Origin of the sequence: Ferrimonas futtsuensis DSM 18154 (assembly GCF_000422645.1) — a bacterium.
GTDB lineage: Bacteria > Pseudomonadota > Gammaproteobacteria > Enterobacterales > Shewanellaceae > Ferrimonas > Ferrimonas futtsuensis.
Genome location: NZ_AUGL01000026.1, coordinates 42,251 through 66,779, shown reverse-complemented (window position 1 = coordinate 66,779; position 24,529 = coordinate 42,251). Strand labels below are relative to the sequence as shown.

25 protein-coding genes and 2 tRNA genes are annotated in these 24,529 nt (G+C 58.1%); 17 read left to right on the top strand and 10 right to left on the bottom strand.

All coding sequences use genetic code 11. The features are described from left to right. Nucleotides 1-19 precede the first annotated feature (19 nt). Nucleotides 20-95: transfer RNA gene (locus tag G505_RS0115825), tRNA-Phe, on the bottom strand. A gap of 156 nt (nt 96-251) precedes the next feature. Here G505_RS0115825 and G505_RS0115820 point away from each other — a divergent pair. Continuing rightward, nucleotides 252-743, top strand: coding sequence for a prolyl-tRNA synthetase associated domain-containing protein (locus G505_RS0115820; protein ID WP_051216326.1), 492 nt, complete (start codon nt 252-254; stop codon nt 741-743). An 893-nt stretch (nt 744-1,636) separates the two neighbouring features. Here G505_RS0115820 and G505_RS0115815 read toward each other — a convergent pair. Further along, nucleotides 1,637-1,712 (bottom strand) — tRNA-Phe (locus G505_RS0115815). A 372-nt stretch (nt 1,713-2,084) separates the two neighbouring features. Here G505_RS0115815 and G505_RS0115810 point away from each other — a divergent pair. Continuing rightward, nucleotides 2,085-3,299, top strand: coding sequence for a winged helix-turn-helix domain-containing protein (locus G505_RS0115810; protein ID WP_051216323.1), 1,215 nt, complete (start codon nt 2,085-2,087; stop codon nt 3,297-3,299). A gap of 74 nt (nt 3,300-3,373) precedes the next feature. On the opposite strand, the gene G505_RS0115805 is transcribed toward G505_RS0115810, so the two are convergent. The 3 genes from G505_RS0115805 to G505_RS21775 are packed head-to-tail and all read right to left on the bottom strand — an operon-like array spanning nt 3,374 to nt 6,257. After that, complete coding sequence (locus tag G505_RS0115805; protein ID WP_028110441.1) at nt 3,374-3,970, bottom strand: TlpA family protein disulfide reductase; 597 nt, start codon at nt 3,968-3,970, stop codon at nt 3,374-3,376. A gap of 2 nt (nt 3,971-3,972) precedes the next feature. Beyond that, the gene (locus G505_RS21780; protein ID WP_035385482.1) at nt 3,973-4,359 is read right to left on the bottom strand and encodes a cytochrome c-type biogenesis protein; all 387 of its coding nucleotides are present in this window, start codon (nt 4,357-4,359) and stop codon (nt 3,973-3,975) included. Beyond that, nucleotides 4,356-6,257 carry a heme lyase CcmF/NrfE family subunit gene (locus tag G505_RS21775; protein ID WP_169628227.1) on the bottom strand — a complete coding sequence of 634 codons (1,902 nt, stop codon included), beginning with the start codon at nt 6,255-6,257 and terminating at the stop codon, nt 4,356-4,358. Before G505_RS21775 ends, G505_RS21780 begins: the two co-directional genes overlap by 4 nt. Nucleotides 6,258-6,765: 508 nt before the next feature. On the opposite strand from G505_RS21775, the gene G505_RS0115790 reads away from it, so the two are divergent. The 10 genes from G505_RS0115790 (at nt 6,766) to G505_RS0115745 (ending at nt 16,112) form a co-directional block, all read left to right on the top strand. Next, on the top strand, nt 6,766-8,787 hold the full coding sequence (locus G505_RS0115790; RefSeq protein WP_028110440.1) for a cytochrome c3 family protein: 2,022 nt from the start codon (nt 6,766-6,768) through the stop codon (nt 8,785-8,787). Nucleotides 8,788-8,844: 57 nt separating this feature from the next. After that, nucleotides 8,845-9,267 (top strand): rhodanese-like domain-containing protein, encoded by a 423-nt coding sequence (locus G505_RS0115785; protein ID WP_028110439.1) that lies wholly within the window; start codon nt 8,845-8,847, stop codon nt 9,265-9,267. Nucleotides 9,268-9,304: 37 nt separating this feature from the next. Continuing rightward, the gene (locus G505_RS0115780) at nt 9,305-10,114 is read left to right on the top strand and encodes an FKBP-type peptidyl-prolyl cis-trans isomerase (RefSeq protein ID WP_035385481.1); all 810 of its coding nucleotides are present in this window, start codon (nt 9,305-9,307) and stop codon (nt 10,112-10,114) included. Nucleotides 10,115-10,153: 39 nt separating this feature from the next. Then, nucleotides 10,154-10,852 (top strand): tetratricopeptide repeat protein, encoded by a 699-nt coding sequence (locus tag G505_RS0115775; RefSeq protein WP_028110437.1) that lies wholly within the window; start codon nt 10,154-10,156, stop codon nt 10,850-10,852. A gap of 86 nt (nt 10,853-10,938) precedes the next feature. Next, the gene (locus tag G505_RS0115770) at nt 10,939-11,586 is read left to right on the top strand and encodes a 4Fe-4S dicluster domain-containing protein (RefSeq protein ID WP_051216328.1); all 648 of its coding nucleotides are present in this window, start codon (nt 10,939-10,941) and stop codon (nt 11,584-11,586) included. A 4-nt stretch (nt 11,587-11,590) separates the two neighbouring features. Next, nucleotides 11,591-12,535, top strand: coding sequence for an NrfD/PsrC family molybdoenzyme membrane anchor subunit (gene nrfD, locus G505_RS0115765; RefSeq protein WP_028110435.1), 945 nt, complete (start codon nt 11,591-11,593; stop codon nt 12,533-12,535). Nucleotides 12,536-12,582: 47 nt separating this feature from the next. Then, entirely contained in the window at nt 12,583-13,107 is a 525-nt protein-coding gene (locus tag G505_RS0115760) for a nitrous oxide reductase accessory protein NosL (RefSeq protein ID WP_028110434.1), read from the top strand. 10 nt (nt 13,108-13,117) lie between these two features. Next, a complete protein-coding gene (gene nosD / locus G505_RS0115755; RefSeq protein WP_035385480.1) occupies nt 13,118-14,389 on the top strand; it encodes a nitrous oxide reductase family maturation protein NosD in 1,272 nt (423 codons plus the stop codon). Continuing rightward, complete coding sequence (locus G505_RS0115750; protein ID WP_028110432.1) at nt 14,386-15,297, top strand: ABC transporter ATP-binding protein; 912 nt, start codon at nt 14,386-14,388, stop codon at nt 15,295-15,297. Before nosD ends, G505_RS0115750 begins: the two co-directional genes overlap by 4 nt. Then, nucleotides 15,291-16,112 (top strand): ABC transporter permease, encoded by an 822-nt coding sequence (locus tag G505_RS0115745; protein WP_051216319.1) that lies wholly within the window; start codon nt 15,291-15,293, stop codon nt 16,110-16,112. Before G505_RS0115750 ends, G505_RS0115745 begins: the two co-directional genes overlap by 7 nt. Nucleotides 16,113-16,160: 48 nt before the next feature. Here the strand turns inward: G505_RS0115745 and G505_RS0115740 are convergent, their stop codons facing one another. Together G505_RS0115740 and mutY are read right to left on the bottom strand one after the other, a co-directional pair. Further along, a complete protein-coding gene (locus G505_RS0115740) occupies nt 16,161-16,436 on the bottom strand; it encodes an oxidative damage protection protein (protein ID WP_028110430.1) in 276 nt (91 codons plus the stop codon). A gap of 56 nt (nt 16,437-16,492) precedes the next feature. Continuing rightward, nucleotides 16,493-17,548: an A/G-specific adenine glycosylase gene (gene mutY / locus G505_RS0115735; RefSeq protein WP_028110429.1), complete on the bottom strand. Its 1,056-nt coding sequence runs from the start codon at nt 17,546-17,548 to the stop codon at nt 16,493-16,495. A 79-nt stretch (nt 17,549-17,627) separates the two neighbouring features. Between mutY and trmB the strand changes: the two genes are divergently transcribed. The 5 genes from trmB to G505_RS0115710 all read left to right on the top strand — a co-directional run bounded on the left by trmB (nt 17,628) and on the right by G505_RS0115710 (nt 21,651). Continuing rightward, nucleotides 17,628-18,338: a tRNA (guanosine(46)-N7)-methyltransferase TrmB gene (trmB, locus tag G505_RS0115730; protein WP_028110428.1), complete on the top strand. Its 711-nt coding sequence runs from the start codon at nt 17,628-17,630 to the stop codon at nt 18,336-18,338. Nucleotides 18,339-18,347: 9 nt separating this feature from the next. Then, a complete protein-coding gene (locus G505_RS0115725) occupies nt 18,348-18,689 on the top strand; it encodes a 50S ribosome-binding protein YggL (RefSeq protein ID WP_028110427.1) in 342 nt (113 codons plus the stop codon). Next, on the top strand, nt 18,689-19,603 hold the full coding sequence (gene glsB, locus G505_RS0115720) for a glutaminase B (RefSeq protein ID WP_028110426.1): 915 nt from the start codon (nt 18,689-18,691) through the stop codon (nt 19,601-19,603). Before G505_RS0115725 ends, glsB begins: the two co-directional genes overlap by 1 nt. Nucleotides 19,604-19,744: 141 nt before the next feature. After that, on the top strand, nt 19,745-20,554 hold the full coding sequence (locus G505_RS0115715; RefSeq protein ID WP_028110425.1) for a DUF2884 family protein: 810 nt from the start codon (nt 19,745-19,747) through the stop codon (nt 20,552-20,554). A gap of 167 nt (nt 20,555-20,721) precedes the next feature. Then, the gene (locus tag G505_RS0115710; RefSeq protein WP_028110424.1) at nt 20,722-21,651 is read left to right on the top strand and encodes a LysR family transcriptional regulator; all 930 of its coding nucleotides are present in this window, start codon (nt 20,722-20,724) and stop codon (nt 21,649-21,651) included. A 601-nt stretch (nt 21,652-22,252) separates the two neighbouring features. On the opposite strand, the gene hemW is transcribed toward G505_RS0115710, so the two are convergent. The 3 genes from hemW to G505_RS0115695 all read right to left on the bottom strand — a co-directional run bounded on the left by hemW (nt 22,253) and on the right by G505_RS0115695 (nt 24,495). After that, on the bottom strand, nt 22,253-23,395 hold the full coding sequence (hemW, locus tag G505_RS0115705; protein ID WP_084644030.1) for a radical SAM family heme chaperone HemW: 1,143 nt from the start codon (nt 23,393-23,395) through the stop codon (nt 22,253-22,255). Between the two features lie 2 nt (nt 23,396-23,397). Further along, nucleotides 23,398-23,994: an RdgB/HAM1 family non-canonical purine NTP pyrophosphatase gene (gene rdgB / locus G505_RS0115700; protein ID WP_028110422.1), complete on the bottom strand. Its 597-nt coding sequence runs from the start codon at nt 23,992-23,994 to the stop codon at nt 23,398-23,400. Nucleotides 23,995-24,057: 63 nt separating this feature from the next. Continuing rightward, the gene (locus G505_RS0115695; protein ID WP_028110421.1) at nt 24,058-24,495 is read right to left on the bottom strand and encodes a DUF4426 domain-containing protein; all 438 of its coding nucleotides are present in this window, start codon (nt 24,493-24,495) and stop codon (nt 24,058-24,060) included. Between the last annotated feature and the right edge of the window lie 34 nt (nt 24,496-24,529).

Sequence of the window (24,529 nt, the reverse complement as noted above, 5' to 3'; positions counted from 1 at the left end):
TTAGCGCTTTTCTCTAAGATGGTGCCTCGACCCGGAATCGAACCAGGGACACGGGGATTTTCAATCCCCTGCTCTACCAACTGAGCTATCGAGGCAACGGGGGTGTATTAAACGGATTTAGGGCAGGGGAGTCAACCGTTTTTTTTTTTCGCTATACCCGTCTGCTGCAAAATTGTGCATAACGATGGAGTCTGGACTCCCGGGCAGGAGATCTTTAAGGTTGAGGCCTGGATTCCCAATCGAATGATGCGATGGATATTGAGGTACTTCTGCGTCAACACCTCATCGAGTTTGAGCGCTATGAACACCCCCCTCTTGAGAACTGCACTGACGCTGACAGGTTGAGGCTGCATCGACCGGGTCAGCGTCTGAAGAACCTGTTTTTAAGAGATAACTATGGAAGACGCCACTTCCTGCTGATCACTCGCGCAGACAAGGCTGTGGATCTCAAGCAACTCTCCAGGGACCTGAAGATCAGCCGCCTGGGTTTTGCTTCTGCTGAGCGTATGCGGAAATTCCTGGGGGTAATGCCGGGGCATGTGTCTTTGCTGGCCCTGGTGAATGACCCAGAGCATCAAGTGGAGCTGTGGCTCGATGCGGATATCTGCAATGGGCAGGCGTATCAGTGCCACCCACTGGTTAATACGGTGACTCTGGTGTTGTCCGAGGCCAACGTAGAGCGCTTCCTGAACCTGGTAGGTCATAAACCACAGATCCTGGAGATTCCAGAAGTTGGCGGCTAAAAAGCTAATTTGTCACCTATCTGCATTGATTGTGCTTGCAACTGACTTTTGTGAGAGGCCGGGCGACAATTTTCTCCAGTCCGGCGAATTTACCTCATAGTCCTTTCCGCATAGCTGTGAATCCTGAGTCTGTGATTACTGATGCTTGGCCTTGTTCAGGAAAAGCCCGGAAAAGTCACTGGACCCCGGCGTTCGCCGGGGAGACGATTGTGCAAGGATTGGGGACAGATCTTCGTAGCCTCGACCCGGCAACGGAGGGAGGAACGACCGGAGTAACATCGCTTGCGATGGCCCGAAGGGCGAAGTCATCGTACGCGGCCGGCCAGGTCAGGGACACGCCGTTGGCACAACGGCTAATACGAAAAAGCCCCGAACTTGCGTTCAGGGCTCTTCAATATGGTGCCTCGACCCGGCAACGTAGGGAGGGACGACCGGAGTAACATCGCTTGCGATGGCCCGAAGGGCGAAGTCATCGGACGGGGACGCCTAGTCTAAGCGAAGCGACGTGAGATTACCGGGTTAGGAACCTTGCTCGGGCTTCAACAGCCCCAAGAAACGAGAAAAGGCTCCGATGTTTCCATCAGAGCCTTCTCATAATATGGTGCCTCGACCCGGAATCGTACGCGGCCGGCCAGGTCAGGGACACGCCGTTGGCACAACGGCTAATACGAAAAAGCCCCGAACTTGCGTTCAGGGCTCTTCAATATGGTGCCTCGACCCGGCAACGTAGGGAGGGACGACCGGAGTAACATCGCTTGCGATGGCCCGAAGGGCGAAGTCATCGAACCAAGCGAAGCGACGTTCGATTACTGGGTTAGGCACCTAGCACGAACTTTAACAGTCCGAAGAAACGAAAAAAGCGCCAACCTTGCGGTTAGCGCTTTTCTCTAAGATGGTGCCTCGACCCGGAATCGAACCAGGGACACGGGGATTTTCAATCCCCTGCTCTACCAACTGAGCTATCGAGGCGGTGGACGGCTATTAAACGGCGGTCCGGCAAAAAGGTCAAACGATTTTAGCTCAAAGTGTACCGTTTGCCGAAAAAAGAGGCATTTGCCTGTGGTGCAGAGGCGTATGTCAAACCCCTCAATCCAACGGGGTTCACACCCCGGCCAACTGCCCGAGTAACGACTCGGTTTCTGCGAAAATCATCACAGGAACAGCAGGGGGTAAACGGCATAATAGTGCTTGATTGTAAAAACATTTTGGGGTGCCTTTGGTGCCCGAGAGCGAATCTCAAACTCAAACCAGGCAAGCACAGTGAAAACAATACAGATAACCCCTTATCTTGTACTGGATAATCAGCATCATTGCTTGATAGATACGAGATCCTCCGAAGAGATGAAGTTGTCCTTTGCCGAGGCCGCAGTACTCAACTATCTGATGCAGCACCAGGATGAGATCTGCACCAAGGAGGTGCTGCTTCAGGAGGGCTGGCCCGATAGGGTGGTGGCACCCTCGTCGCTGATTCAATGTGTCAGCACTCTGCGCAAGAAACTGGAACCCTTCCCGGAAGTTAACTTAAAGACTGTGGCTCGTCGCGGCTATCAGGTGGTGGTTGCCGGTGTCCGCCCTGCGGCTGAAGAGTCGCCCGCTGAATCCATGAGCGAGGCCGAAGAGCAGCAGCCTGTGCTTCGCAGAGGAAAGCCTTTGATCGCAGTCGCTGCCATGGCCGTCACCCTGGTGATTGCGGCACTGGTGTATCTGTTGTTGCCCAGATTCTATGCCAGCAGCTCGGTCAGTGACTGGACCTGGATAGAGCAGGGGCAGCTGCGAATCGGAAGCGAAACCGGTCCTACTGAACTGCTGGCGTCCAGTGACCAGGCTAGGCCTGAGTTGGCCCGCTGGCAGCGCCATTTTGACACCAGTTCCACCCGGGCGATCATCAAGGATTACCGGGCGTTTGCCCTGACTGATGGCAAAACCGACTCCATCTCAATCTGCCCCGGCTTCGATGGTGGCTGTGCCGGAAAGGACATCATCAATATCAACTTCCCCACCACTGAGAAGGTGAAGATGGACCTGCCGGTGTTCTTCGAACTGGCGAAGATCATGGAGCAGCGCATCAGGTACAACCGCATTGAGTTGCCAACGGTTCCCTATCATCAGGGGGAGCTGACCGAGCATATGTACAGTGCCGATGTCTACTTCCCCAGAAATGACCAACTGCTGGTGCGGGTCGATCACAACATCTCATTGGTTTACAAAGATGACTCCAAAGGGCTGTTCTTTGCGTCATTCTGCGTGACCGATCAGGACTGCCTGACCTCGCCCATCAAGTACAACTTTGAGGGGGAGTTCACCCGCTATACCGCAGATATTGGCGGCCATAAGGTGGATGTGTTCAAGATTGAAACCCAGTCGCGTAACCTGCTGAAGCCGGAAAAGGTAACCCAGGCCGCGCTGCCCTTCTATCGGGAGTTGCGCCGTCAGAGCCTGTCCGAAGAGCCCCTCTACTTCTACCGCTTCTATCAGGATGAGCACTCCGCCGCCTGGGTGATCCCCTTCTACGGTTACTCGCTGGCCTGGATGAAGAAGTCCACCATGGCGATGTAGTTGGCTTTCGCCGAATCTGACTTGCTCACCTAGAGAAAGGGCGGCCAAGGGCCGCCCTTTTTGCATCCGCGGATTTAATCCTGGGGCCTGGCTGCGCTGTATTTGGCGATAAGCTTGTCCAGATAGGGCGCGACATCCGGGTCTTCCCAGTCCAGATAGCCGCGGACAAAACCAACGATATTACCGTTGCCGTCCAGCACATAGGTGGCGGGCACGACGTTTACCGGCATCACTCCATGCATGCTGTGGTCAGCATCAAACAGGGTATCTATCTTCTCCAGCTGGTAGTTGGCCAGGATCTCGTACACCTCATCCGGGCTTTGCTCATCGATGGAAACCGGTACCACAGCCAGAGGTTGCCCCTGGTAGTCCCGCTCCATCTGCTCCAGGGCGGGTAACTCCTTCAGACAGGGACCACACCAGCTGGCCCAGATGTTAATCAGGGTTAGGTTGCCCCTGTACCGATTCATGGAGACCGGGGCGCCGTCCCGGCCATGGAACACCAGCTCGGGAGGCTTGCGGGCGTTGGTGAACTCCACAAATTTATTCATGATCATCGGTTTTGGGATGGGGGCACCGGTCCCGTACACCTTCTCCAGGTTTGAGGCGCTTGCCTGGGACGGCAGCATCAGGGAGGTGAACAGGGCGGCGGTCAGGGTCAGGGCTTTCATCTTTATTCTCCTAGTCCTGGTGGGCGGCGCAGCATACGGGGCCAGATCAACACCATCAGTAGCAAGCCGACCAGCAGCAGAGGCATCAGCCACAGGGGGGCGGTGGCCCCGGCGAGGCCAGGCTGGTAGCGGATCTGTTCGCCGTAGCGTTCCACCAGGTATTGGACAATCTGCTCCTCCTGATGGCCCGCCCTGAGTTGCTGGGCAATGAGTCCTTTGAGTTCAAAGGCGATGGCCGCCTCCGAGTCAGCCAGGGTCTGGTTGACCGAGGCGGGGCAGCGCAGTGTGCTTGCCAGGCGTTCTGCCCGCTGGCTCAGGTTACTGCTGTCTGAGGCGGCGCTGAGCGGCAGACAGAAAAGCGATAGGCACAGCAGAACAATAACTCTCATCCGTTGTACTCCTGGTAGTGAGTGATGCGGCTGCGCCGCCAGGCCAGCAAGCCCCCAAAGGCGGTCAGCAGCCCGCCAAGCCAGAGCAGTCTTACCCAGGGTTTGTGACTGATTCGCACCAGAAACTGATTGTCATTGATGGACGGGCCCATGGAGATATAGAGGTCGGACAGTGGGGAGTGGTACACCCCGGCGATGGAGACCTCACTGCGATCATCCAGGTAGGTGCGTCTCTGGGGACGGATGTATGTGAGTGCTTGCTTACTTGAGTTGTCAAGCCGAATGAGGGCTTCGCTTGCCTGATAATTGCGTTGTTGGACGCTCAGTGTCTGCTCATACACCGCAGTATAGCCGGCCAGGGTGCGGCCGTTGCCCGGTCCCATGCGCACCATGACCGCCTCCTCGTAATGGGTCAGTACCGTTGCGCCCAACACAAACACCGCCACCCCAAGATGGGCAAGCCAGGGGGCCAGGAAAAGGTTAAACCTGGACTGCTGCCAGTGGTGATAACCACAGAGGAGTAGGGTGAGAACCAGCCAGGAGGCAGACATCAGTCCCATCCACATCCAGTCTGGTCGCTCGCTGCTGGCATACAGAGTCAGAGCTGTGGCACCGCCGCCGCACAAAAGCAGCAGTGCCACTCGAAACCCTGTGGGGGTCGAGGGAGGCGTTATCACCCAACCTAGAAGCAGGGCCGCCAGCAGCACCATGGGGATAAACACGGTATTGAAGTAAGGCGCTCCCACCGAGATGCTGCCCAGATTCAGGGCTGCGTAGATAAAGGGGTAGCAGGTGCCCAGCAGTACAGAGAGGGCGGCGACCACCAGTAACAGGGCTCCGACCATCACCAGCCAGTGACGACTCTGGCCGTTGAGAGCCTGGCCACGGGCCATGGCGGGGGCTTGCCAGGCCAGCAGGGTCAGGGCGGGTAGGGCGGTGGCCAGCAGCAGTATGAGCACGCCACTGCCCCGTTGTGGGTCTGAGGCAAAGGCGTGCACAGATTGAATGATGCCGGAACGAACCAGGAAGGTGCCGATCAGGCTGACTATGAATCCGCCCAGGCTGAGGACCAGTGAGGTCAACACCAGGGCATTCTGGGTTCGGGCCAGATGCAGGGTGTGAAGCAGGGCGGTGCTGAGCAGCCAGGGGATAAAGGAGGCGTTCTCCACCGGATCCCAGAACCACCACCCTCCCCACCCGAGTTCGTTGTAAGCCCACCAGGAGCCAAACAGATTTCCCAGGGTCAACATAAACCAGGCCAGCAGATTCCAACGCCTGAGCCAGGCCAGTTCTGCGCCTTTTATATGGCCTCGCCCCAGGGCGGTTACGGCACCGGCAAACAGCACCGCCAGGGCCACATAGCCCCCAAACACCATGGGCGGGTGCAGAATCAGGCCGATATCCTGCAGCATCGGATTGAGGTCCCGCCCCTCGATGGGCACTGCGGGCAGCAGTCGATCAAAGGGGTTGGAAGTCAGCAGGATAAACAGCAGAAAGCCAAAACTCAGCAAGGCCAGTATTGATGCAGTGCGGCTGGCGAAGCGGTGAGGGTGATGAGGGCGTGCGGCCACTACGGCGGTGACCAGAGCCAGTCCCAGGGCCCAGAACAGCATGGAGCCCTCGTGGCCGCCCCAGAGTGCGGCAACCTTATAGTACCAGGCCAGGTGACTGTTGGAGTGGTTGGCCACATAGGCGACGGAAAAGTCATCGGTCAGGAAGCTGTACACCAGGATGACTGTGGATCCCAGGGCCAGTGAGGCGCACAAGTAAGAGAGTGGCCGGACAAAGTGGTTGAGATAGAGCTCTGCGGATCTGCCCCAAAGCAGCAGGAACAGACCGGTCAACAACGAGGTTGCCGTTGCCAGTATCAGTAGAAAGTGGCCTATCTCAGGGATCACAGTCAGCCTCCGGTAAACCTAAGGGGGCTAGGTTTTTGTCATGGGTTTAAATATGACTCTATCACCTATAAATAGTCCTTTCTCTTGGCAAGAATTAATTTTGTGAGCCGGGAATGTTTGTTGTTGAATTGGTTTTTTATGGATGATTTGTCAACTGGTGGCTGTCTGTGATCTCGGTGACAATTACCATTTATTCCTAGGTAAAATATTCTGTTTTTATCTTTTTTTATCTGTTTTATCTCCTGAAAATGGCTCGAAAACTCTAAATCACAAATGGGTCGATTTTGGCTAAGTTGCTGCTCATGTGGGTATTTTTTGGTAATTGTCAGGGGTGGTTGCATTGAGGCCATAAAGCGAACCCGATTTGTGCTTGAAATCCACTTTTTACGGCCGTTCTTCTGTTGTTATCTATAGCGTTTCTTGCAATTACCAACCTAATTGGCTTCAGGCTTGGACACAAAAAGCAATGCCAGGCAAGAAATACAAAACCCTTTTGTAGGAGATAATGATGAAAGGCTGGAAAATAAAGGCGTCTTTGGCCGCCCTGGTCTGTGTATGGACTGGTTCAGCGGTTGCGGCAGACGCCGCCCAGAGTGACCAGGGCTATAAGCAGTCCCCCCAGGCCCAGATGATCTTCGCCAACCCTGACGGGACTGAAGAGGCGAAGGGGGTGAAGACCCTGCATGATTACATCATCCAGGAGAAGGAGCTGTGGGACTTCCTGTTTGAGAACCACCCTGTGTTTAAGACCTATGCCCCTGAGGGCCGGATGGTGGGTAAGCCCCACATCTCCGACCGTGGCGAGGAGTATCTGCACACGGGTAACTCAGAGGACTACAGTGACAAGATTGGTCGTCCCATGGCGGTTCAGTATCGCCTGGGCGCCAAGTCCATTCTGGATTACCCCAACAAGTTTATTGGCCCCGAGAAGTGTGGCGAATGCCACGGCGTCCAGTACGAGAAGTGGAAGCGCTCCCGTCACGCCAAGACTGTGCGTTTCCCCGAGGAGATGGTGGAAACCGGCGGTGACCTGAAGAAGGGGATGTTCGGTACCGACGTGCCGATCCTGCCTCAGGGCATTACCGAGGACGCCATCTACGCGGTTATCGGTACTCCCAGAACCAAGTACGGCTTTATTGACGCCTGGCTGGTTCGCGGTTCCTACCACGTAAAAGATGGTCTGCTGCGCGATGGCACAGGCACTCTGCACGCCGGTGGTAACCAGTTCTCTGTGAACTGGCTGACCTTCCTGACGCCTGAGAAGGCTCGTGAAATCAAGGAGGTGATCCCTGAGTTCCCGGCAGTGATGGAAGAGTTTGGTTACTCCGGATCTGACGTGTGGGGGGTGAACTCCTACGGCGCCAAGAAGGACAAGATGTTCCTGTTCCAGCCCGCGTCCTCTTACTGCGAGGTGTGCCACACCTTCAAGTTCGACTTCCAGAACAAGCAGGAGTACTTCGACGCCCTGGGTGACCCCAGGAAGCTGCGTGAACACACCATCTCCAAGGGTATTGCCTGTGAAGAGTGTCACGGTGCCGGTGCCCACCTCGATGGTGGCGTAGGTGGCGGCATGCCGTCCAACTGTGAACGCTGTCACCAGCGCTTCAATTACGTGGCAGAGATGGCCGAAGGCCCCAACGCCAAGCCTGAAGATGCCTTCACCGTGAAGATGAAAGGTGCCTGCCCATCCTGCGGTACCGAAGGTGGTCAGATGTTCAACTCTGCTCACTATGACAAGGGCATGCGTTGTACCACCTGTCACGATCCTCACGAGGTTACCGACGGCAGTTACCTGTCCCACGTGACCAAGACCAAGATCAAGAAGGAGTGTGCCGACTGTCACGAGACTCAGGCCGAGTTCCACGCCAGTTCCAAGCCTCACAGCGAATCCGAGTGTTCCTCTTGCCACATGCCCAACATGGGCAGCTGCGAGAAGTTCACCGCCATCCAGTTCCCCGATGAGGCTGGCTTCGACAACGTTCGTGCTTCCCACATCTGGAACATCAAGGTCTCTCCCACCAAGAAGACCCTGAATCCGCCGGAAGGCAAGCCCCGCACCTCCGCCACCAAGGGCTGGACTGTGGCTCAGGATGAGGATGGCTACTCCTATCTGGATCTGATGTGGACCTGTGCCCGCACCTCTGCCCTGGACCGTACTGTGGTCAGTGGCAAAGGCTGTCACAGCCAGTTCCAGTCTGAGCTCGACGAAGGCTTGCACTTCGAAGACCAGATGGAGATCTACGGCGAAGTGATGGAGTGGCAGGAGCCCGTTAAGGAGACTCACGCCAAGGTGGTTAAACAGCTTCAGCGTATCGACGAGCTGATGAATGTGACCCGCCTGTCCGTTTCCGAGAAGGCCAAGGTACTGATGATGGTCGATAAGGCCCGTGAGTCCGCCGCCAAGATCGAGAAAGACGGCTCCTGGGGTGTCCACGGACCCTCCATGGCGCAGCGCATGATGAACGACGCCTGGATCTACGTTCAGGAAGCTCAGGCCATCATGGATGACGCCGGTTACGACAAAGAGTAACCAACCCTAAGCGCCCCCGGGCAACCGGGGGCCATTCAAATGAGAGAGGCACACACCATGCGTTACCCCATTGCAGCTGCCACGGCTCTGTCCCTGCTGATGGCTGCCCCGGTTCAGGCCGGCGGCGCCGACGAGATTCGGCCGGCAGATGAATATCGTATGGAACTGAATTACATCAGCATGCAGGAAGCAGAACAGCTGGTAGGCAATAAGGATGTCTACTTCTTCGACGTGAATACCCTGGAGCTCTGGGCTCAGGGGTTCATTCCCGGGGCGGTGCACTTCTTCACAGAAAACTGGAAAGAGCTGCTGCCCAAGGACAAGAACGCCCAGATGATTTTTTACTGCGCCAACCGCCTGTGCAACGCCAGCGAGATCGCGGCCTATTCGGTGATGCAGATGGGCTACACCAACGTCCGCCAGATGCCTGATGGCATCTTCGGATGGCGGATGTCAGGGCGCCCAACCGAGAAGCCCTGAGCCTTTAGGTACTAACTGGATTAGAAGAGAGATACTCATGAAAACCGCAATCAAACCCCTGATCATCGCCCTGGCCTTCGCATCCGCTCCCGCCTTGGCGCAGCAGGCGCAAACCGACGCTAACACTGAGTCTTACGCCATTGGCGCTTCTCTGGGCAACTACCTCAATGGCCAGCTGGCTATGCAGGAAGAGTTTGGCCTCAGCGCCGATCTGGAGCAGGTACTCAAAGGGTTCGAGGATGCCGTTAAAGGTCAATCCTCCCTGGATAAGGAGGCACTGATCGACGCCCTCAACGCCAGGGCCCAGCTGCTTAATACCCGTAAGGATGAGCGCAAAGCCGCCCGTATGAAAGAGGTGGCCCAGGCCTCCCGCGACTATCTGTCTGACAATGCCGGCAAGCCGGGGGTAACCGTCACCGAATCCGGTCTTCAGTATGAGGTGCTGGTGAAGGGCGAGGGCAAGATGCCCGCCCGTGAAGACGCCGTCACAGTGCACTACAAGGGCCAGTTGGTGGACGGCACCGTGTTTCAGGATACCCGTGCCGACAGTAACGCCCAGCCCCGCCAAGTGGCTCTGATCAACTCCATCGCCGGATGGGAAGAGGGGCTGCAACTGATGCCAGTGGGCTCCACCTACAAATTCACCATTCCTGCCGAGCTGGGCTACGGCATGCAGGGAATGGGAGCCATTCCCCCGGGTTCTGCCCTGGTGTTTGAGATTGAGCTTATTGACGCCAACAAGCCCGGTGATGCCCACAAAGAGATGGGTATGGGCATGGGAATGGGCGCCATGGGCATGGGCGCCATGGGCATGGGCTCCATGTCCCAGATGTTCGGCCAGCAGTAACAGGTTCGATCCGGATTTCAGTTAGGAGCTGTATTCAGCATGATGACCCTTTCCCTAAGCATCTCCCTGGCACTGTTGGCCGCGGCATTCACCCTGGCTTGCGGTCACAGAGGTTATCTCCGGGCCGCCGGGGAGACTGCGCTGGGAGAGGGCCCCTCTTTGCCCAGGGCGGGGTGGTGGGCTCCAGCGTTGATGCTGGTTTTCCTCATCCTCATTTCCCTGCTTGCTTACTCCCGCCTGGGGCATTTTTCCGGCTGGCGACAGCAACACACCGAAACCCGGGTCGATTACCTGCTTCAGAGCAGGATCAACCAAAGCATGATGGAGGCCGAGCGCCGCCCCGACGATGCCACCACCTGGCTGGCCCTGGCAGAGGACCAGGCGGCCGGAGGTCACTATGGTGAGGCGGTGGACGCCCTCGATCAGGCCCTGGCGCTGCAGGGGGAAACTGCCCCCTTGCTGGGCCTGAAGGCCAAATACCTTTACTACCAACAGGGCCGGGCCCTGGGAGTCGACGCCTTGGCGGCGGTTTCCCGGGCTCTGAGCCTTGATAACACCGATTTCACCAGCCGTGAATTGCTGGCGTCCCATGCCTATCGGCAGGGGCAGTATCAGGAAGCTGTGGAACATTGGCAGGTGCTGCTGGACAGCGGCGCAGCCGGTACCCGGGAGGCAGCCATCCAACGGGCTGTGGAACGGGCTAAAGCAAGGATAAAAGCGGCAGCCACGCCGCAATAACACAGAGAGAGTTGGAGGATGATGTGAACGATGTGATGTTACCGCGCCGCAGCCTGTTGAAGGGCCTGGGCGTGGGGTCGGTAGCCATGCTGGCGGGAGGGTGCGGTTCCACCGATCCTGCCGCCGGAGGTGGTGAGGGACCCAACTATGTGCTGCTGTTTGACCAGACCAAGTGTGTGGGCTGCGGCCGCTGTAAAGATGCCTGTAACCAGGCGAACAACCTGCCGGAGGGCGTTGCCCGCCTGACCCTGGAGCGTCAGAGCGACCGGGTGCCGGGTGCGGTATGTCCCCGCTGTGGCAAGACCGAGTGCAATTGCGATCGCAAATATGTGCGGGTCTCCTGCCAACAGTGTGACAACGCCCCCTGCGTGATGGTGTGCCCCACAGGGGCGGCGTACCGGGATGAGAAAACCGGCATCGTCACCATGGACGGCGACAAATGTGCCGGCTGCAAATACTGCATCGCCGCCTGTCCCTACAAGGTGCGATTTATCAACAGTGAAACCAAGGTGGCGGAGAACTGCGACTTCTGTCTGCAAAGCCGACTGGCCAAAGGTGAGCTGCCGGCCTGTGTCAGTCAGTGCAAGTTTGACGCCCTGGTGTTTGGCGATGCCAGCGATCCCAAGTCCTACGTCGCCCGACTGCTGGCGGTCAAGAACACCGCCAGGGTGAAGCCACACCTGGGCACCGAGCCCAGTGTTCACTACATCCCTATTGCCAAGCCTGAGGTGTAACAAGATGAACGGAATCGATTTTTCCACCGGTCTTGGCGACGCCATCGCCTGGCCCTGGCCCATTGCGGTTTACCTGTTCTTTGCGGGGATCTCCGGTGGCGCCCTGGCCATTGCCCTGTTAATGCGGATCTACAAGAAGCAGACCCAGGATACGCCGCTGCTCAAGGCGGCGGGTGTCGTCTCTTTTGTCACCATCTGTCTGGGGATGTTGTGCCTGGTGCTGGATCTTTCCAACCCACTGTTCTTTTGGAAAATCCTGCTCTATTACAACCTGAATTCGGTGATGTCCCTGGGCGTTATCGTACTGCTGTTCTACATTCCGCTGACCGCGGTGATTGCCGCCATCGCCCTGCGTGGTGAACTGGCCCGCTTCCCCCAGCTGAAGTCGCTGATGCCCTGGCTGGAGAGGCTGGCTACCCTGCGCACTCCCCTGGAGTGGTTGACCCTGGTGCTGGCGGTCTCCGTCTGCGCCTACACCGGCTTCCTGATCTCGGCGCTGATTCGCTTCCCCATCATCAATACCTCGTTGCTGCCGGCGCTGTTCATCGTCTCCGGCCTGTCCGCGGGGGCGGCCATGGCCAAGATGGTGGCGGTGAAGTGGTTTGGTGAGTCTCTGCACTCCCAGGATATGACCCTGCTGCACGGCGCCGAATGGCCGATCATGGCGGTTGAGGCGATGTTCCTGTTCATGCTGTTCAGCGGCCTTATCTTCGGCGCCGGACCCAGCCAGGCGGCCACCCAGGCGTTTTCTCAGGGAGGCTGGTCCAGCCTGTTCTGGGGCGGGGTCATCGGCCTCGGCTTCGTTCTTCCCCTGATGCTGAACTTCGCTCTGGGTCAGAAGTTTGCCCACTCGGGCAGAGCCTTCTACCTCACGGGGGGCAGTGTGATTTGCGGCATGATGTGCCTGCGACTCTTCCTGCTCTACGCGGGGCAGATCTACACCATCTGATATGAGTACCGGGGAGGCTGGTCCTCCCCACAACCAAGAGAAAGACTATGCGTAACCTCCTGTTGCTCCTTCTGCCCCTGGTTTTGACCGGCTGCGGCCAATCTGTAGCGGACACGACTCCGGTGGCCGGCCCCAAGACCCACAGCATTCAGGTCACCGACGAGCGACGTTGCCACCAGTGTGGCATGTTCATTACCCGTTATCCGGGTCCTAAGGGGGTCGCCCGGGTCAAGGGACAACCTGGAGATACCGCGTTCTGTTCTACCAGCGACCTGTTCCAGTTTATCCTTCAGCCCCAGAATCGGCGCCAGGTGGAACAGGCCTGGGTTCATGACCTGGCCCAGACCGACTGGGACAAGCCCTCCGACAGCGCCTTTATTCCTGCGAACCGGGCCTGGTATGTGGTGGGATCCTCCCGACACGGTGCCATGGGCCCCACCCTGGCCAGTTTCAGCTCCCGTAATATGGCGGAGGCCTTTGCCAACTCCTATGGCGGTAAGGTTCGTGCCTATGACCAGCTGACCCTGGAGATGCTGGGCAAGGGTGGTCACCACAAGCACAAGCATCACTGACGGAGTCCAGATGTTGAGAGGGCTGCTGTTTCTACTGACGTTTCTGCCCCTGCTGTGTCAGGGGGCGAGCATCAGCGTGCAGGGGCCACAACAGCTCGCCCACTGGCTTGAGGCGGCCAGGCCCGGTGATGAGCTGCGGCTTGAGCCCGGTCTCTACCCTGGCAACTGGCGCATCGGTCAGTCGTTGATTTTGCGAGGCCAGCCTGGGGTGATCTTCGATGGCGGCGGTCGGGGGACCGCCATCCTGCTTGCTGCCGACGGCATCGAGCTTCACGGACTGACGGTGGAGAACTGGGGGGATGAGCTGCCGGAGATGGACGCCGCCATTCGCGGTGAACAGGGCGTCTCCCGAGTGCTGATTGCCAACAACACCCTGCGCGGTGACGGCTTTGGTATCCGCTTCGATGCCGGGGAGGGGTTTCAGATCCTCGGTAATCTGATTGAGGGGAACACCAGCCGACCCGTGGTTGCCCGGGGAGACAACATCTACTTCAAGGGCAGCCGCCAGGCGGTCATCAGCGGCAACCGTCTCAGTGGCGGTCGTGATGGCGTCTATGTGGAGAGTGTGGCGGAGGTGGTGATCGACGCCAACACCATGAGCGATCAGCAGTATCCGGTGCACTATATGTATGCCAGGGAGACGGTCACCAGTCACAACACCAGTCACAATGTCGTGGGCGGCTACGCAATTATGGGTTCCGAAGGGGGAGCAGTACTGGGCAACCGCGTGGAGGATGCGGTAGAGTTCGGCATCCTGCTCAATATCAGCAGTGGCGTACGGGTTCAGGATAATCTGGTAAGCCGCATCCATAACCCTGATGCTGCAACTGTTTTTGATGGCGAAGGCAAGGGGATCTACGTCTATGGCGCCCAGGATAACACCATCTCAGGCAATCGCTTCGCCCAGAGCCAGATAGGCATCGCCATGGCGCTGGGAGGGGAGGGCAACCAGGTGTTCGCTAACGACTTCATCGCCAATCAGGTGCAGGTGCGTTACGTCGGGGACGTGGTGCTGGAGTGGAGCCACCAGGGACGGGGCAACTATTGGAGCAGCTACGGCGGCTGGGACACAGACCGAGATGGCATCGGCGATCTTCCCTATCGCCCCAATGATGCCCTGGATAGGCTGTTCTGGGTCTACCCGGAAGCAAAATTTTTAATGGAATCCCCGGTTGTGGGGGTTCTGCGTTGGCTGGAGCGGCAGATGTTGCCGCCCCAGGCGGAAGGCATTACCGACAGCCGACCGTTAATCTCTCCCGTCATTGAAAGAAGTAACCTATGACACAATCGGCAGTCTCAGTGGTACAGGTGAGCAAGCGCTTTGGCGAGGTTCAGGCTCTGGATGAGGTCAGCCTGTCTCTGCGCCCCGGCGAACTGCTGGGGTTGCTGGGCCATAATGGTGCCGGCAAGACCACTCTGATCAAACTGATCCTCGGCCTGAGCACCCCGGATCGTGGCCAGATCCGGGTCAATGGCAGGGATCCGGGCCGGACCGAACACCGGGCTTCTCTGTCTATCGGCTACCTGCCTGAGCATGTCAGCCTCTATGACAACCTCAGTGGCGGAGAGTTGCTGGGCTATTTTGCCGGCCTACGCCGGGTAGGCAAGGAACGGGTGGAGGAGGTGCTGGCCAGGCTGCAGCTGGATTACGCCAGGGACCGCAAGGTGCGCACCTACTCCAAGGGGATGCGTCAACGCCTGGGGCTGGCTCAGGCGATCCTGGCTGAGCCCAGGGTGTTGATCCTGGATGAGCCCACCGTGGGCCTGGATCCCCAGGCCAGCGCCCTGTTCTACGAACTGGTGGCCGCCCTGCGCAACAATGGCACCGCGGTGATCATCTGCACCCATGAGCTGACCCTCATCGATCGCCATCTGGACTCGGCCCTGATCCTGGCCAAGGGGCGCGAGCTGGCCCGGGGCAGCATCGAGGAGTTGCGCCAGGAGCACAAGCTTCCCACCAAGGTGGAGGTGGCCGGAGCAGAGCTGCTGGCCAGTCGTGATATGTTGCTGGCGGCTATGTATGACCCTCAAAGCAAAGCCTTTATGGTCGGCCAGGAGCAGAAGCGACAGCTGCTTGAGCACCTGACCGCCCACCATAAGATTTTCGACTTCAATGTCCTGCCCCCATCGCTGCCTGAGGTGTATCAGAGCTGCCAGCTTAGGGCGCAACTGGAGGAGTTACCATGCTGAACCCGGTGGCCCTGGTGGCCCACAAAGAGTTTATCGACGGTTTTCGCCACCGCTGGGTAGTTTTTGCCTCTCTCAGCTTTGCACTGCTATCCCTGGCGGTGGCTTTTCTTGGCTCGGCGGTCAGTGGCCAGCTGAGCACCCCGGAGCTGGCGCCCACCATCTCCGCCTTGGCAACCCTGGCGGCCCTGGTGATCCCCCTGCTGGCGGTGCTTCTCGGCCACGACAGCTTTGTGGGGGAGCTCGAAGGGGGCACCCTGCTGCTGCTGCTCTCCTACCCCATCAGCCGTTGGCAGCTGCTGCTGGGCAAGTTCCTCGGGCAGGGGGCGGTACTGGCCACCACCTGCCTCATCGGGTTCGGGGTCACCGCCGTGGCTCTGGGTTTTGTGGTGGGCACCGATCAGCTGCTGGAGCTGACCGCCGCCTTCGCCCTGTTTATCTTCAGCTCGGCTTTGCTGGCCTGCACCTTCCTGCTGGTGAGCTATCTGGTGAGCCTGGCGGTGAGCACCAAGGGCAGGGCGATGGCCATCTGCCTGCTGCTGTGGTTTGTGCTGGTGCTGCTCTACGACCTGGTACTGCTGGGACTGATTGTGGCCGAGGGCAGCGAGTCCTGGGTCAGGGCGCTGATGATGGCCAACCCGGTGGATCTGTTCCGCCTCTCCAACCTGGTGTACGTGGAGCATCAGTCGGTCAGCGGCGTACTCTCCCTGGTGACTTCCCAGAACTCTAACCTGTGGCTGATGTTGCTGCTGATGTTCGCCTGGAGCGCCGCCGGCCTGTTTGCCGGCTGGCAGATCTTCAAGCGCAAAAGGGTCTGACAGACAACAAAAAGCCCGCCAGTTGGCGGGCTTTTTCGTGGAACAGGCTTACTTCTCCTCGGGCGGACGGTAGCCTTCAATCTCCACGTCCTGGCCTTCAAACAGGAAGCCGGTCATCTTCTCCTCAAGCATCTGGCGGTGCTCGGGATTCATCATGTTGAGCTTGTGCTCATTGATCAGCATGGTCTGCTTCTTCTGCCACAGGCCGAAGGCTTCCTTGGAGATGTTGTCGAAGATCTTCTTCCCCAGCTCGCCGGGGTACAGCTGAAAGTCCAGGCCTTCAGCCTCTTTGTTCAGGTATTGGCAAAATACGGTGCGTGCCATGATCGGGTCCTTACCAGATTGGATTGCTCAGTTATACCAAATGCGGCCCTAGAACTCTAATCCCGACGGCCGGTTACCAGGCTCCTCAGCAGCCCTTCGGTGGGGGCGGCCAGACCCACCTGGATGGGGCTCTCAAGGGCAAACCAGTTGTGCTCCAGTTCCCCCACCTGGCCAGGCGGGCGTCCCAGCTCCAGCTTCACCGGTTGAATATCCAGGTGATAGTGGCTGAAGGTGTGGCGAAATGGTTCGAAAGGGTGCCAATCTGTGTCGATGCCCTGGGTTGTCAGCCACTGTCTGGCCTGCTGCTCGGTGTCGAACTGGGGAAAGCACCACAGGCCGCCCCAGATGCCGCTGGGGGGGCGTTTGTGCAGCAGAACCTGACCGTCATGCACCAGCATCAGCTGGACGCAGGCCCGCACCGGCTTCTCTCTCTTGGGCTTCTTGCCTGGGTAGTCGGTCTGGCTGCCCTGGTCATGGGCCTGACAGTCGTCTCCCACCGGGCACTCGCCACACCTGGGTTTGGTGCGGGTGCAGATCATGGCGCCTATGTCCATCATCGCCTGGTTGTAGGCCTGGATCTCGTCTGCCGGTGTTACCGCTTCGGTGGCTTGCCACAGGCGGTTCTCCACCGCTTTCTGCCCTGGCCAGCCGTCGATGGCCTGATGACGGGCCAGCACCCGCTTGACGTTGCCGTCGAGGATGGGATGACGCTGTCCCTGGGAGAGGGAGAGCACGGCGCCGGCGGTGGAGCGACCAATGCCGGGCAGGGCCATCACCTGCTCCAGGGTTTGAGGGAACTCGCCATTGTGCTCGGCCATGATCGCCTTGGCGGCTTTGTGCAGATTGCGGGCACGGGCGTAGTAGCCCAGCCCGGTCCAGTGGTGGAGCACGTCATCCGTGGGGGCCTCGGCCAGATCCTTGATCGTCGGGAAGCGCTCCATGAATTTCAGGTAGTAGGGAATCACAGTTGCGACCTGAGTTTGTTGCAACATGATCTCTGAGATCCATACTCTGTAGGGACTTTTATCCTGCTGCCATGGCAGGGTTTTTCGTCCAGCGAGCCGGTACCACTGAATCACCCTGTCAGAAAATGACCTCCTGCTCGCTTCCATCAACTATTCACCTAAATTACAATTGCCGCTTTTTGGCGTCACAGTGTAACGCCTTAGGGCTATAAGCGAGAAGGTTGAGATGACTGAAGAGCAAAAGCCGGATCTGCCTGAGGGCAAGCGTATCCGCAAGATCCGCTCCTATGTAAAGCGTGAAGGGCGCATGACCAAGGGCCAGGCCCGGGCTATGGAGGTCTACTGGCCCACCATGGGCCTGGAGCACGACATGGGCAGGATCGATCTGACCCAGGTATTCGGTCGTGAGGCGCCTGTGGTGCTGGAGATCGGTTTCGGCATGGGTAAGTCCCTGGTCGAGATGGCCGCCGCCGAGCCGGAGAAGAACTTCATCGGCATCGAGGTACACGGCCCTGGCGTGGGTGCCTGCCTGATGTACGCCGAAGAGCTGGGTGTAAAGAACCTGCGCGTCTATGAACACGACGCGGTGGAGATACTGGGCGACTGCATCCCTGATGCCTCCCTGGATCGGGTACAGTTGTACTTCCCAGACCCCTGGCATAAGAAGCGTCACCACAAGCGCCGCATTGTTCAGCCGGAATTCATTGAATCGGTACGCAATAAGCTTAAGATGGGCGGCGTATTCCATATGGCGACCGACTGGGAGCACTATGCCGAGCATATGTTGGAGGAGATGAATGAAGCCCCGGGCTTTACCAACACCGCCGACAAGGACTTTGTGCCCCGCCCCGATTTCCGTCCCCTGACCAAGTTTGAAGCCCGTGGCCATCGCCTGGGCCACGGTGTCTGGGACCTTATCTTTGCTCGAAGCAAATAGGAGAGCAGTATGACCACCATTCCAACCGCCAAGAACCGTAGCCGCCGCCTGCGCAAGAAGCTGCGCGTAGACGAGTTCCAGGAGCTGGGTTTCGACCTGAGCTGGCGCTTTAACGACGATGTGACCGAAGAGCAGATCGACGCCCTGGTGGATCAGCTGATTGAGGAGGTGATCGAGCCTCTGAAGCTGGGTTACAGCGGTGGCGGCCACAAGGCCTGGGACGGCATCGTTTGTACCCAGAAACTGGGCAAATGCACCGAGGAGCACCGTCAGGCGGTAGAGAAGTTCTTTGCCGACAAGCCGGTGACTGAGGTTAACGCTTCCGAGCTGTACGACATCTGGTGGGGCTGATGCCCGACCTGGCTCTGCTGCAAAGCATCCATGAAGAAGCCCTGCCCCTTATCGGGCAGGGTCAGGTGGCGGACTATATTCCGGCTTTGGCCGGGGTGCCTGCCACCCGCCTCGGCATCGCCATCTGCACCGCGGATGGTGAGATGCTGGGGGCCGGTGATTACCTGGAGCCCTTTTCCATTCAGAGTATCTCCAAGGTGTTCTCCCTGATTCAGGCCATGAGCCTGTATGAGGAGGAGGAGCTGTGGAAGCGAGTGGGTAAGGAGCCCTCGGGAAACCCGTTCAACTCCCTGGTTCAGCTGGAGTTTGAACACGGCATTCCCAGAAATCCCTTTATCAATGCAGGCGCCCTGGTGGTGAGCGACATGCTCCAGGGGAGGCTGAGTGCCCCCAAGCATCGGATGCTGGAGCTGGTGCGCGAGCTCTCCGGCAATCCGCACATCGTCTGCGACAAGGTGGTGGCCCGTTCCGAGTATGAACACTCGGCCCGTAATGCGGCGATCTGCTACCTGATGAAATCTTTCGGCAACTTCCACAACGACGTGGATGACGTGATGAAGAGCTACTTCAACCACTGTGCCATCCGCATGAGCTGCGCCGATCTGGCCCGGGCCTTCTTCTTCCTGGCCAACAAGGGGGTCTGCCTGGGTGGCAGGCGGATGATCAGTGAGCGCCAAAGCCGTCAGGTGAACGCCCTGCTGGCGACCTGTGGGCTTTACGACGGGGCAGGAGAGTTCGCCTATCGTGTCGGCATGCCTGGCAAGAGTGGCGTCGGCGGCGGCATTGTGGCGCTAGTCCCTGGCGAACTCAGTGTTTGCGTCTGGTCCCCCGAGCTCGACCCTTCGGGGAACTCCCTGGCGGGTACCCGGATGCTGGAGCTGCTGGCCAAGCGGCTGGAGCGTTCCATCTTCTGATGGTGAATCTCACCACATTCTGGTGAACACCCCTAGCAACGCCTCGCTACCTTTTATTTAATTTCTTCCATATCAGCAGCTTACATATGTGGCCCGATATTGGCATTATCCAGACATAATCCAATTCAAAGGAGCTGAGTAATGTCATTGTCCAAAGTTGCCGCCGCCGTGATGCTGTCCTCCACTCTGGCCTCAGGTGCCGCCCTGGCCGAAAACCAGCAGTGTGACTTCTCTTTCAACCACGATCTGGTGATCAGCGACACCAAGCTGGAGGTGATGGAGGAGGGGCGCACCCTGTACCTGTTTGAAGATGGCCGACTGTGGGTTGAGGGAGACAGTGTCTCTCTGGATGGCAGCCAGCAGGATGCCATGAATGATTTCCAGTTGGCGGTCTACAACCAGATGCCCGCCACCATGGCGGTGATTGAACAGGCGCTGGAGATGGCGAGCATCGCCATGGATGCGGTCGCCACCGAGTTCTCCGAGCTGGGTGTGGATATGGACAACCTGCGTGATGTGGCTGACACCCTGGCCCAGTCGGTGCGCGAGAAGATTGCCATGGATGATGGTTCCTATCGCCTGGTGAGCGGTGATTTCGATCAATTCGGCGACCAGTTCGATCAGGAGTTCGAGCGTCAGCTGGAGACGGCGATAACCCAGTCCATGGGGGCGATCATGATGCAGATGGGCTCCGCCATGATGAACAGTGAGGGTGAAGGCTTCGAAGCCAAGATGGAAGCCTTTGGCGAGCGCATGGAGCGTATGGGCGAAGAGCTGGAGCAACGCTTCGCCGGCCAGGAACAGATTCTGGAAGCCCAGGCCGAGCAGCTGTGTCGCAGCTGGCAGCAACTGGACGAGATGGAAAATCAGCTGCTGCAGCAGATCCCCGAACTCAAGCCCTTTGACCAGCTGGATGTGAAAGCAGACAAGCTGGCATACCGCTGGTACTGAGCTTTGAACGGGGGCTGGCAGTCTGCCCCCTAAATTCAGTTCGCTACAGCGGACAATCTACTCCCTGAAAAGTTGATCCAAACTCCACTCTTTGCGGCATACCTGCATTTGCCGCTTTTTTTTTGTTTTCTAAAAGGGTTCAATGTATGGGTTAACCGGAGAGTGATATGCGTGAGCTGTTAGAACCCATAGTTATCTATACCCATGTGGTGCGTGCCCAGGGCTTTTCTGCCGCCGCCCGCCGTCTGGGCATCTCAAAATCCAAGGTAAGTAGCCAGGTAAGTCAGCTGGAACAGCAACTTGGCGTTCAACTGGTGCAGCGCACCACCCGCTCTCTGAGCCTGACCGAAGCGGGGGAAACCCTCTATCGTCATGGCGAGTCCATCATCCGTGAGGTGGACTCTGCGGTGGCAAACGTTCAGAGCCTGCATGATGAGATCCGTGGCGTGCTTCGGGTGGGCATTACCCAGGCCTTTGGCTCCATGCACCTGATGCCTCTTATCCCTGATTTTATGGCTCGCTACCCCAACCTGGAGCTGGAGATCAGCTTCCTGGATCACAAGGTGGACGTGGTGAATGAAGGGCTGGACCTGCTGCTTACCATGTCAGAGCAGCTGCCCCTGGGGATGGTTGCCAGGCCTTTGATGGACTGCCGTTTCGTTCTGGTGGCGTCTCCTGACTACCTGGCCAAACACGGTGTTCCCTCTACGCCTGATGATCTGGTGAAGCATAACTGCCTGGTTTACAAAAGCGAGTGGTATGAGCATGCGGTGTGGGAGTTTAAGCGCGGTGCCGACGAGAAGAAGATCCCGGTAAAGGGTAACTATAGGGTAGATGACGCCCCGGCACTGAAAGAGGTCGCCAAGAAGGGGCTGGGCATTGTCTATCTCTCTACCTACCTGCTGGACAACGAACTGCAGGAGGGGGAACTGATCCCTATCTTAACCGAGTGGAGCCTGACCCACCCTCTGGCCCTGCAGGCGGTTTATCCCAGACGCCAGAATTTGGCCCCCAAGGTGCGTGCCTTCACCGATTTCGTCAAGGAGAGCCTGGGCGAAGTGCCACGCTGGGATCGCAAATTGGCCCTGTTATTGTAGTTCCTGGCGAAAACATTGTTCTCAATAAGGAACACAGCCGTGGTTTGCTGGACCCCTGATAGCTAACCTGTTGATTTTTAAGATCTCGCCTGCTTAATCCTGAACCTGATTTTGCAGAAATGTTGCGTTATGGTGGAATTGTTAACGGGCGAGGCCTTGTCAATTGTTCTGATATGAATACAATGGCCACATCGGTTGAGGTTAAAAGCTTTCTGGAATTGACCCCTCCATTAAGCCAGCCGTTTGACCTCACCGAGTGGTGGCGAGTCACCTCGCGGTTCTCCATCACAGGATTATTGAAATCCATCATCTGGAATTTTGGCCCCGGCAGTATCCGGGGCATTTTTCAGCGGCAAAGATACCTCCTCCGTACCCTACAAATAAAGGCCAAAGAGCCTTGGAGAGCGGTAGCCGGGCGATGGGCAGCGTCAAAAACAAAATAATTGAGCCCAGCATAATAACAAGAGATGGGAGAGCCGAAAGGCTCTCCCTTTTTCTTTGGCTGTGCGTCAACATCTGTTGAGATGGGCCAACTATTGTTTGCTGAGGTGAACAAGTGTCGAGGGCTTTCGACAGCCTGCCCGGGAAGTTGGCCTCAGGATCAGTCAGGCAGGAACATCGCAAGCAGTTCATTCAGATAGCGATGACCCTGTTCGGTCAGCCCCATCCTTTCATCATCCAGATGGATCAGTCCCCGGTCCCTGGCCTGCTGCAGCTGTGGCAGAACCTGGGCCAGTGTCAGCGGGGTTCGCTGCGTGAGTTCCGACACAGGCATGCTTTCCATCAGCCTCAGCCGATTCATGTAATACTCCAGGGCGAAGTCCTCCTGCTCGACTCTTGAACAGCTGTCCATGAACTCTCTGTTTGGGTCCAGGAATCCGGTGGGGTGCTTCACCTTCACTGTTCTCAGAACCTGATCGGTCAGAGGCTGGGTGATCTTGCCGTGCGCACCGCAGCCGATGCCCAGATAGTCGCCGAAACGCCAGTAGTTGAGGTTGTGCTCACAGCGGTAGCCCGGTTTGGCCCAGGCGGAGATCTCATACTGTTCATAGCCGGCGGCCACAAGCAGCTGCCGCCCCTTTTCGAAGATCTGCCACTGCACCTCCTCTTCAGGCAATGCTGGGGGCCGGGAGGCAAACTGGGTGTTGGGCTCTATGGTGAGCTGGTACCAGGAGAGGTGAACCGTGTCCTGGGCAATGGCCTGGCGCAGATCATAGAGGGCGTCTTCCACGCTCTGGTCCGGCAGTCCATGCATGAGATCCAGGTTGATGCGCTCGAAGCCCGCTTCTCTGGCGCTGGCCACAGCCTCCAGCGCCTGGGCATCGTCATGGATGCGCCCCAGCACCTTGAGCTTCTGTGGCTGGAAGCTTTGTACCCCTATGGAGAGGCGATTGATGCCGGCACGGCGGTAGCCCTGATAACGGCCCGCCTCCAGGGTGCCGGGGTTGGCCTCCATGGTGATCTCAATGCCTGGGACAAAGGGGAGCCGCTGCTCGATGCCCTGCAGCAAACGCCCAATCCCTTCGGCAGAGATCAGGGATGGGGTGCCGCCGCCAATAAAGATGCTGCGCAGGGCGCGTCCCTGGGCCAGGTGCCTGTCCCGGTCCAGATCCGCCAGCAGGGCATCAATGTAGCCCTCCTCCGGAATGGCGCCTTTGCGGCCATGGGAGTTGAAATCGCAATAGGGGCACTTCTGTTCACACCAGGGGATGTGGACGTAGAGGGAGAGCGGCGGCAGCTGCATCATCAGATGATGCCCTTCTCTGTCAGCTGGGCCAGCAGCAGATCCATCGCCTTGCCACGATGGCTCAGCGCATTTTTCTCGTCAGCATCCAGTTCGGCGGCAGTGCGGGAGTCCCCCTTCACCAGAAACACGGGATCATAGCCGTGGCCCTTCTCGCCGCGGGCCTCGGTAAGGATCTCACCCTCCCAGCTGGCCTGACAGATGATTGGGGTCGGGTCTTCGGCGTGACGCATAAACACCAGAACACACTGGAAGCGGGCATCGCGGTTCTCTTTGCCGTCCATCTCCACCAGCAGTTTGCGCCAGTTGTTCTCGGCATTGGAGGGTAAGCCGGCGAAGCGGGCTGAATAGATGCCAGGCTTGCCGTTCAAGGCATCCACCTCGATGCCGGAGTCATCGGCGATGGCGGGCAGGCCGGTGGCCTTGGCGGCATTGCGCGCCTTAATCAGCGCGTTTTCTACGAAGGTGAGGCCATCTTCAACGGCTTCGGGAACCTCAAATTCGCTTTGGGGGGAAACGCTAATGGGGAAGTCGGCCAGCAGGGTGGCGAACTCTTTGACCTTGCCGGCATTGCCGGTGGCCAGGACAATCTGTTTCATGGCATCTACTCAAACCAGGGCTAGGGGCTGGAATTCTACCCGAGCCCCGGCCTGAGTGCGATATCAGTCTACGTAGAACTTCTGTTTGAACTGCAGGTTGGTGTCCAGGTCCGTGCCGTTGGAGATGTCCAGGGTGAAGGTGAAGGTCTCCTCATTCCTATGGTTCACCTCGGCGATGTAGTAGATGGCAGTGCCTTCGCGAATCTCTTTGAACTTGAGGGACTTCTGGCTTCCCAAGAGGTTCTGGGCATTGCCGCTGATGCTGGCGGCGACCGCCTCTCCCTCATCACCTTTGGAGGTGTCCAGTATGACCACATTCACCAGGCCAACATAGCGACTGCGGTTGATGCCATAGGTCTTGGCGATGGAGGGGGGGATAAAGGTGCTGCCGAAGGAGACGTAGTGGATGGCGTAGTCCCCCACCTGAACCTTCTGCTCCGCCTGGGCGGGAAGGACCAGGAACAGGCTGAGCGCCAGCAGGGCGCATAGACGTTTGAACATAAACGAACTCCTTCTCTGTGTGTTGCGCGTTGGT

Coding starts and splice junctions, on each gene's coding strand:
- G505_RS0115820 (WP_051216326.1), top strand. CDS start 252: ATGGATATTGAGGTACTTCTGCGTCAACACCTCATCGAGTTTGAGCGC.
- G505_RS0115810 (WP_051216323.1), top strand. CDS start 2,085: ATGAAGTTGTCCTTTGCCGAGGCCGCAGTACTCAACTATCTGATGCAG.
- G505_RS0115805 (WP_028110441.1), bottom strand. CDS start 3,970: ATGAAAGCCCTGACCCTGACCGCCGCCCTGTTCACCTCCCTGATGCTG.
- G505_RS21780 (WP_035385482.1), bottom strand. CDS start 4,359: ATGAGAGTTATTGTTCTGCTGTGCCTATCGCTTTTCTGTCTGCCGCTC.
- G505_RS0115790 (WP_028110440.1), top strand. CDS start 6,766: ATGAAAGGCTGGAAAATAAAGGCGTCTTTGGCCGCCCTGGTCTGTGTA.
- G505_RS0115785 (WP_028110439.1), top strand. CDS start 8,845: ATGCGTTACCCCATTGCAGCTGCCACGGCTCTGTCCCTGCTGATGGCT.
- G505_RS0115780 (WP_035385481.1), top strand. CDS start 9,305: ATGAAAACCGCAATCAAACCCCTGATCATCGCCCTGGCCTTCGCATCC.
- G505_RS0115775 (WP_028110437.1), top strand. CDS start 10,154: ATGATGACCCTTTCCCTAAGCATCTCCCTGGCACTGTTGGCCGCGGCA.
- G505_RS0115770 (WP_051216328.1), top strand. CDS start 10,939: ATGCTGGCGGGAGGGTGCGGTTCCACCGATCCTGCCGCCGGAGGTGGT.
- nrfD (WP_028110435.1), top strand. CDS start 11,591: ATGAACGGAATCGATTTTTCCACCGGTCTTGGCGACGCCATCGCCTGG.
- G505_RS0115760 (WP_028110434.1), top strand. CDS start 12,583: ATGCGTAACCTCCTGTTGCTCCTTCTGCCCCTGGTTTTGACCGGCTGC.
- nosD (WP_035385480.1), top strand. CDS start 13,118: ATGTTGAGAGGGCTGCTGTTTCTACTGACGTTTCTGCCCCTGCTGTGT.
- G505_RS0115750 (WP_028110432.1), top strand. CDS start 14,386: ATGACACAATCGGCAGTCTCAGTGGTACAGGTGAGCAAGCGCTTTGGC.
- G505_RS0115745 (WP_051216319.1), top strand. CDS start 15,291: ATGCTGAACCCGGTGGCCCTGGTGGCCCACAAAGAGTTTATCGACGGT.
- G505_RS0115740 (WP_028110430.1), bottom strand. CDS start 16,436: ATGGCACGCACCGTATTTTGCCAATACCTGAACAAAGAGGCTGAAGGC.
- mutY (WP_028110429.1), bottom strand. CDS start 17,548: ATGGAAGCGAGCAGGAGGTCATTTTCTGACAGGGTGATTCAGTGGTAC.
- trmB (WP_028110428.1), top strand. CDS start 17,628: ATGACTGAAGAGCAAAAGCCGGATCTGCCTGAGGGCAAGCGTATCCGC.
- G505_RS0115725 (WP_028110427.1), top strand. CDS start 18,348: ATGACCACCATTCCAACCGCCAAGAACCGTAGCCGCCGCCTGCGCAAG.
- glsB (WP_028110426.1), top strand. CDS start 18,689: ATGCCCGACCTGGCTCTGCTGCAAAGCATCCATGAAGAAGCCCTGCCC.
- G505_RS0115715 (WP_028110425.1), top strand. CDS start 19,745: ATGTCATTGTCCAAAGTTGCCGCCGCCGTGATGCTGTCCTCCACTCTG.
- G505_RS0115710 (WP_028110424.1), top strand. CDS start 20,722: ATGCGTGAGCTGTTAGAACCCATAGTTATCTATACCCATGTGGTGCGT.
- hemW (WP_084644030.1), bottom strand. CDS start 23,395: ATGCAGCTGCCGCCGCTCTCCCTCTACGTCCACATCCCCTGGTGTGAA.
- rdgB (WP_028110422.1), bottom strand. CDS start 23,994: ATGAAACAGATTGTCCTGGCCACCGGCAATGCCGGCAAGGTCAAAGAG.
- G505_RS0115695 (WP_028110421.1), bottom strand. CDS start 24,495: ATGTTCAAACGTCTATGCGCCCTGCTGGCGCTCAGCCTGTTCCTGGTC.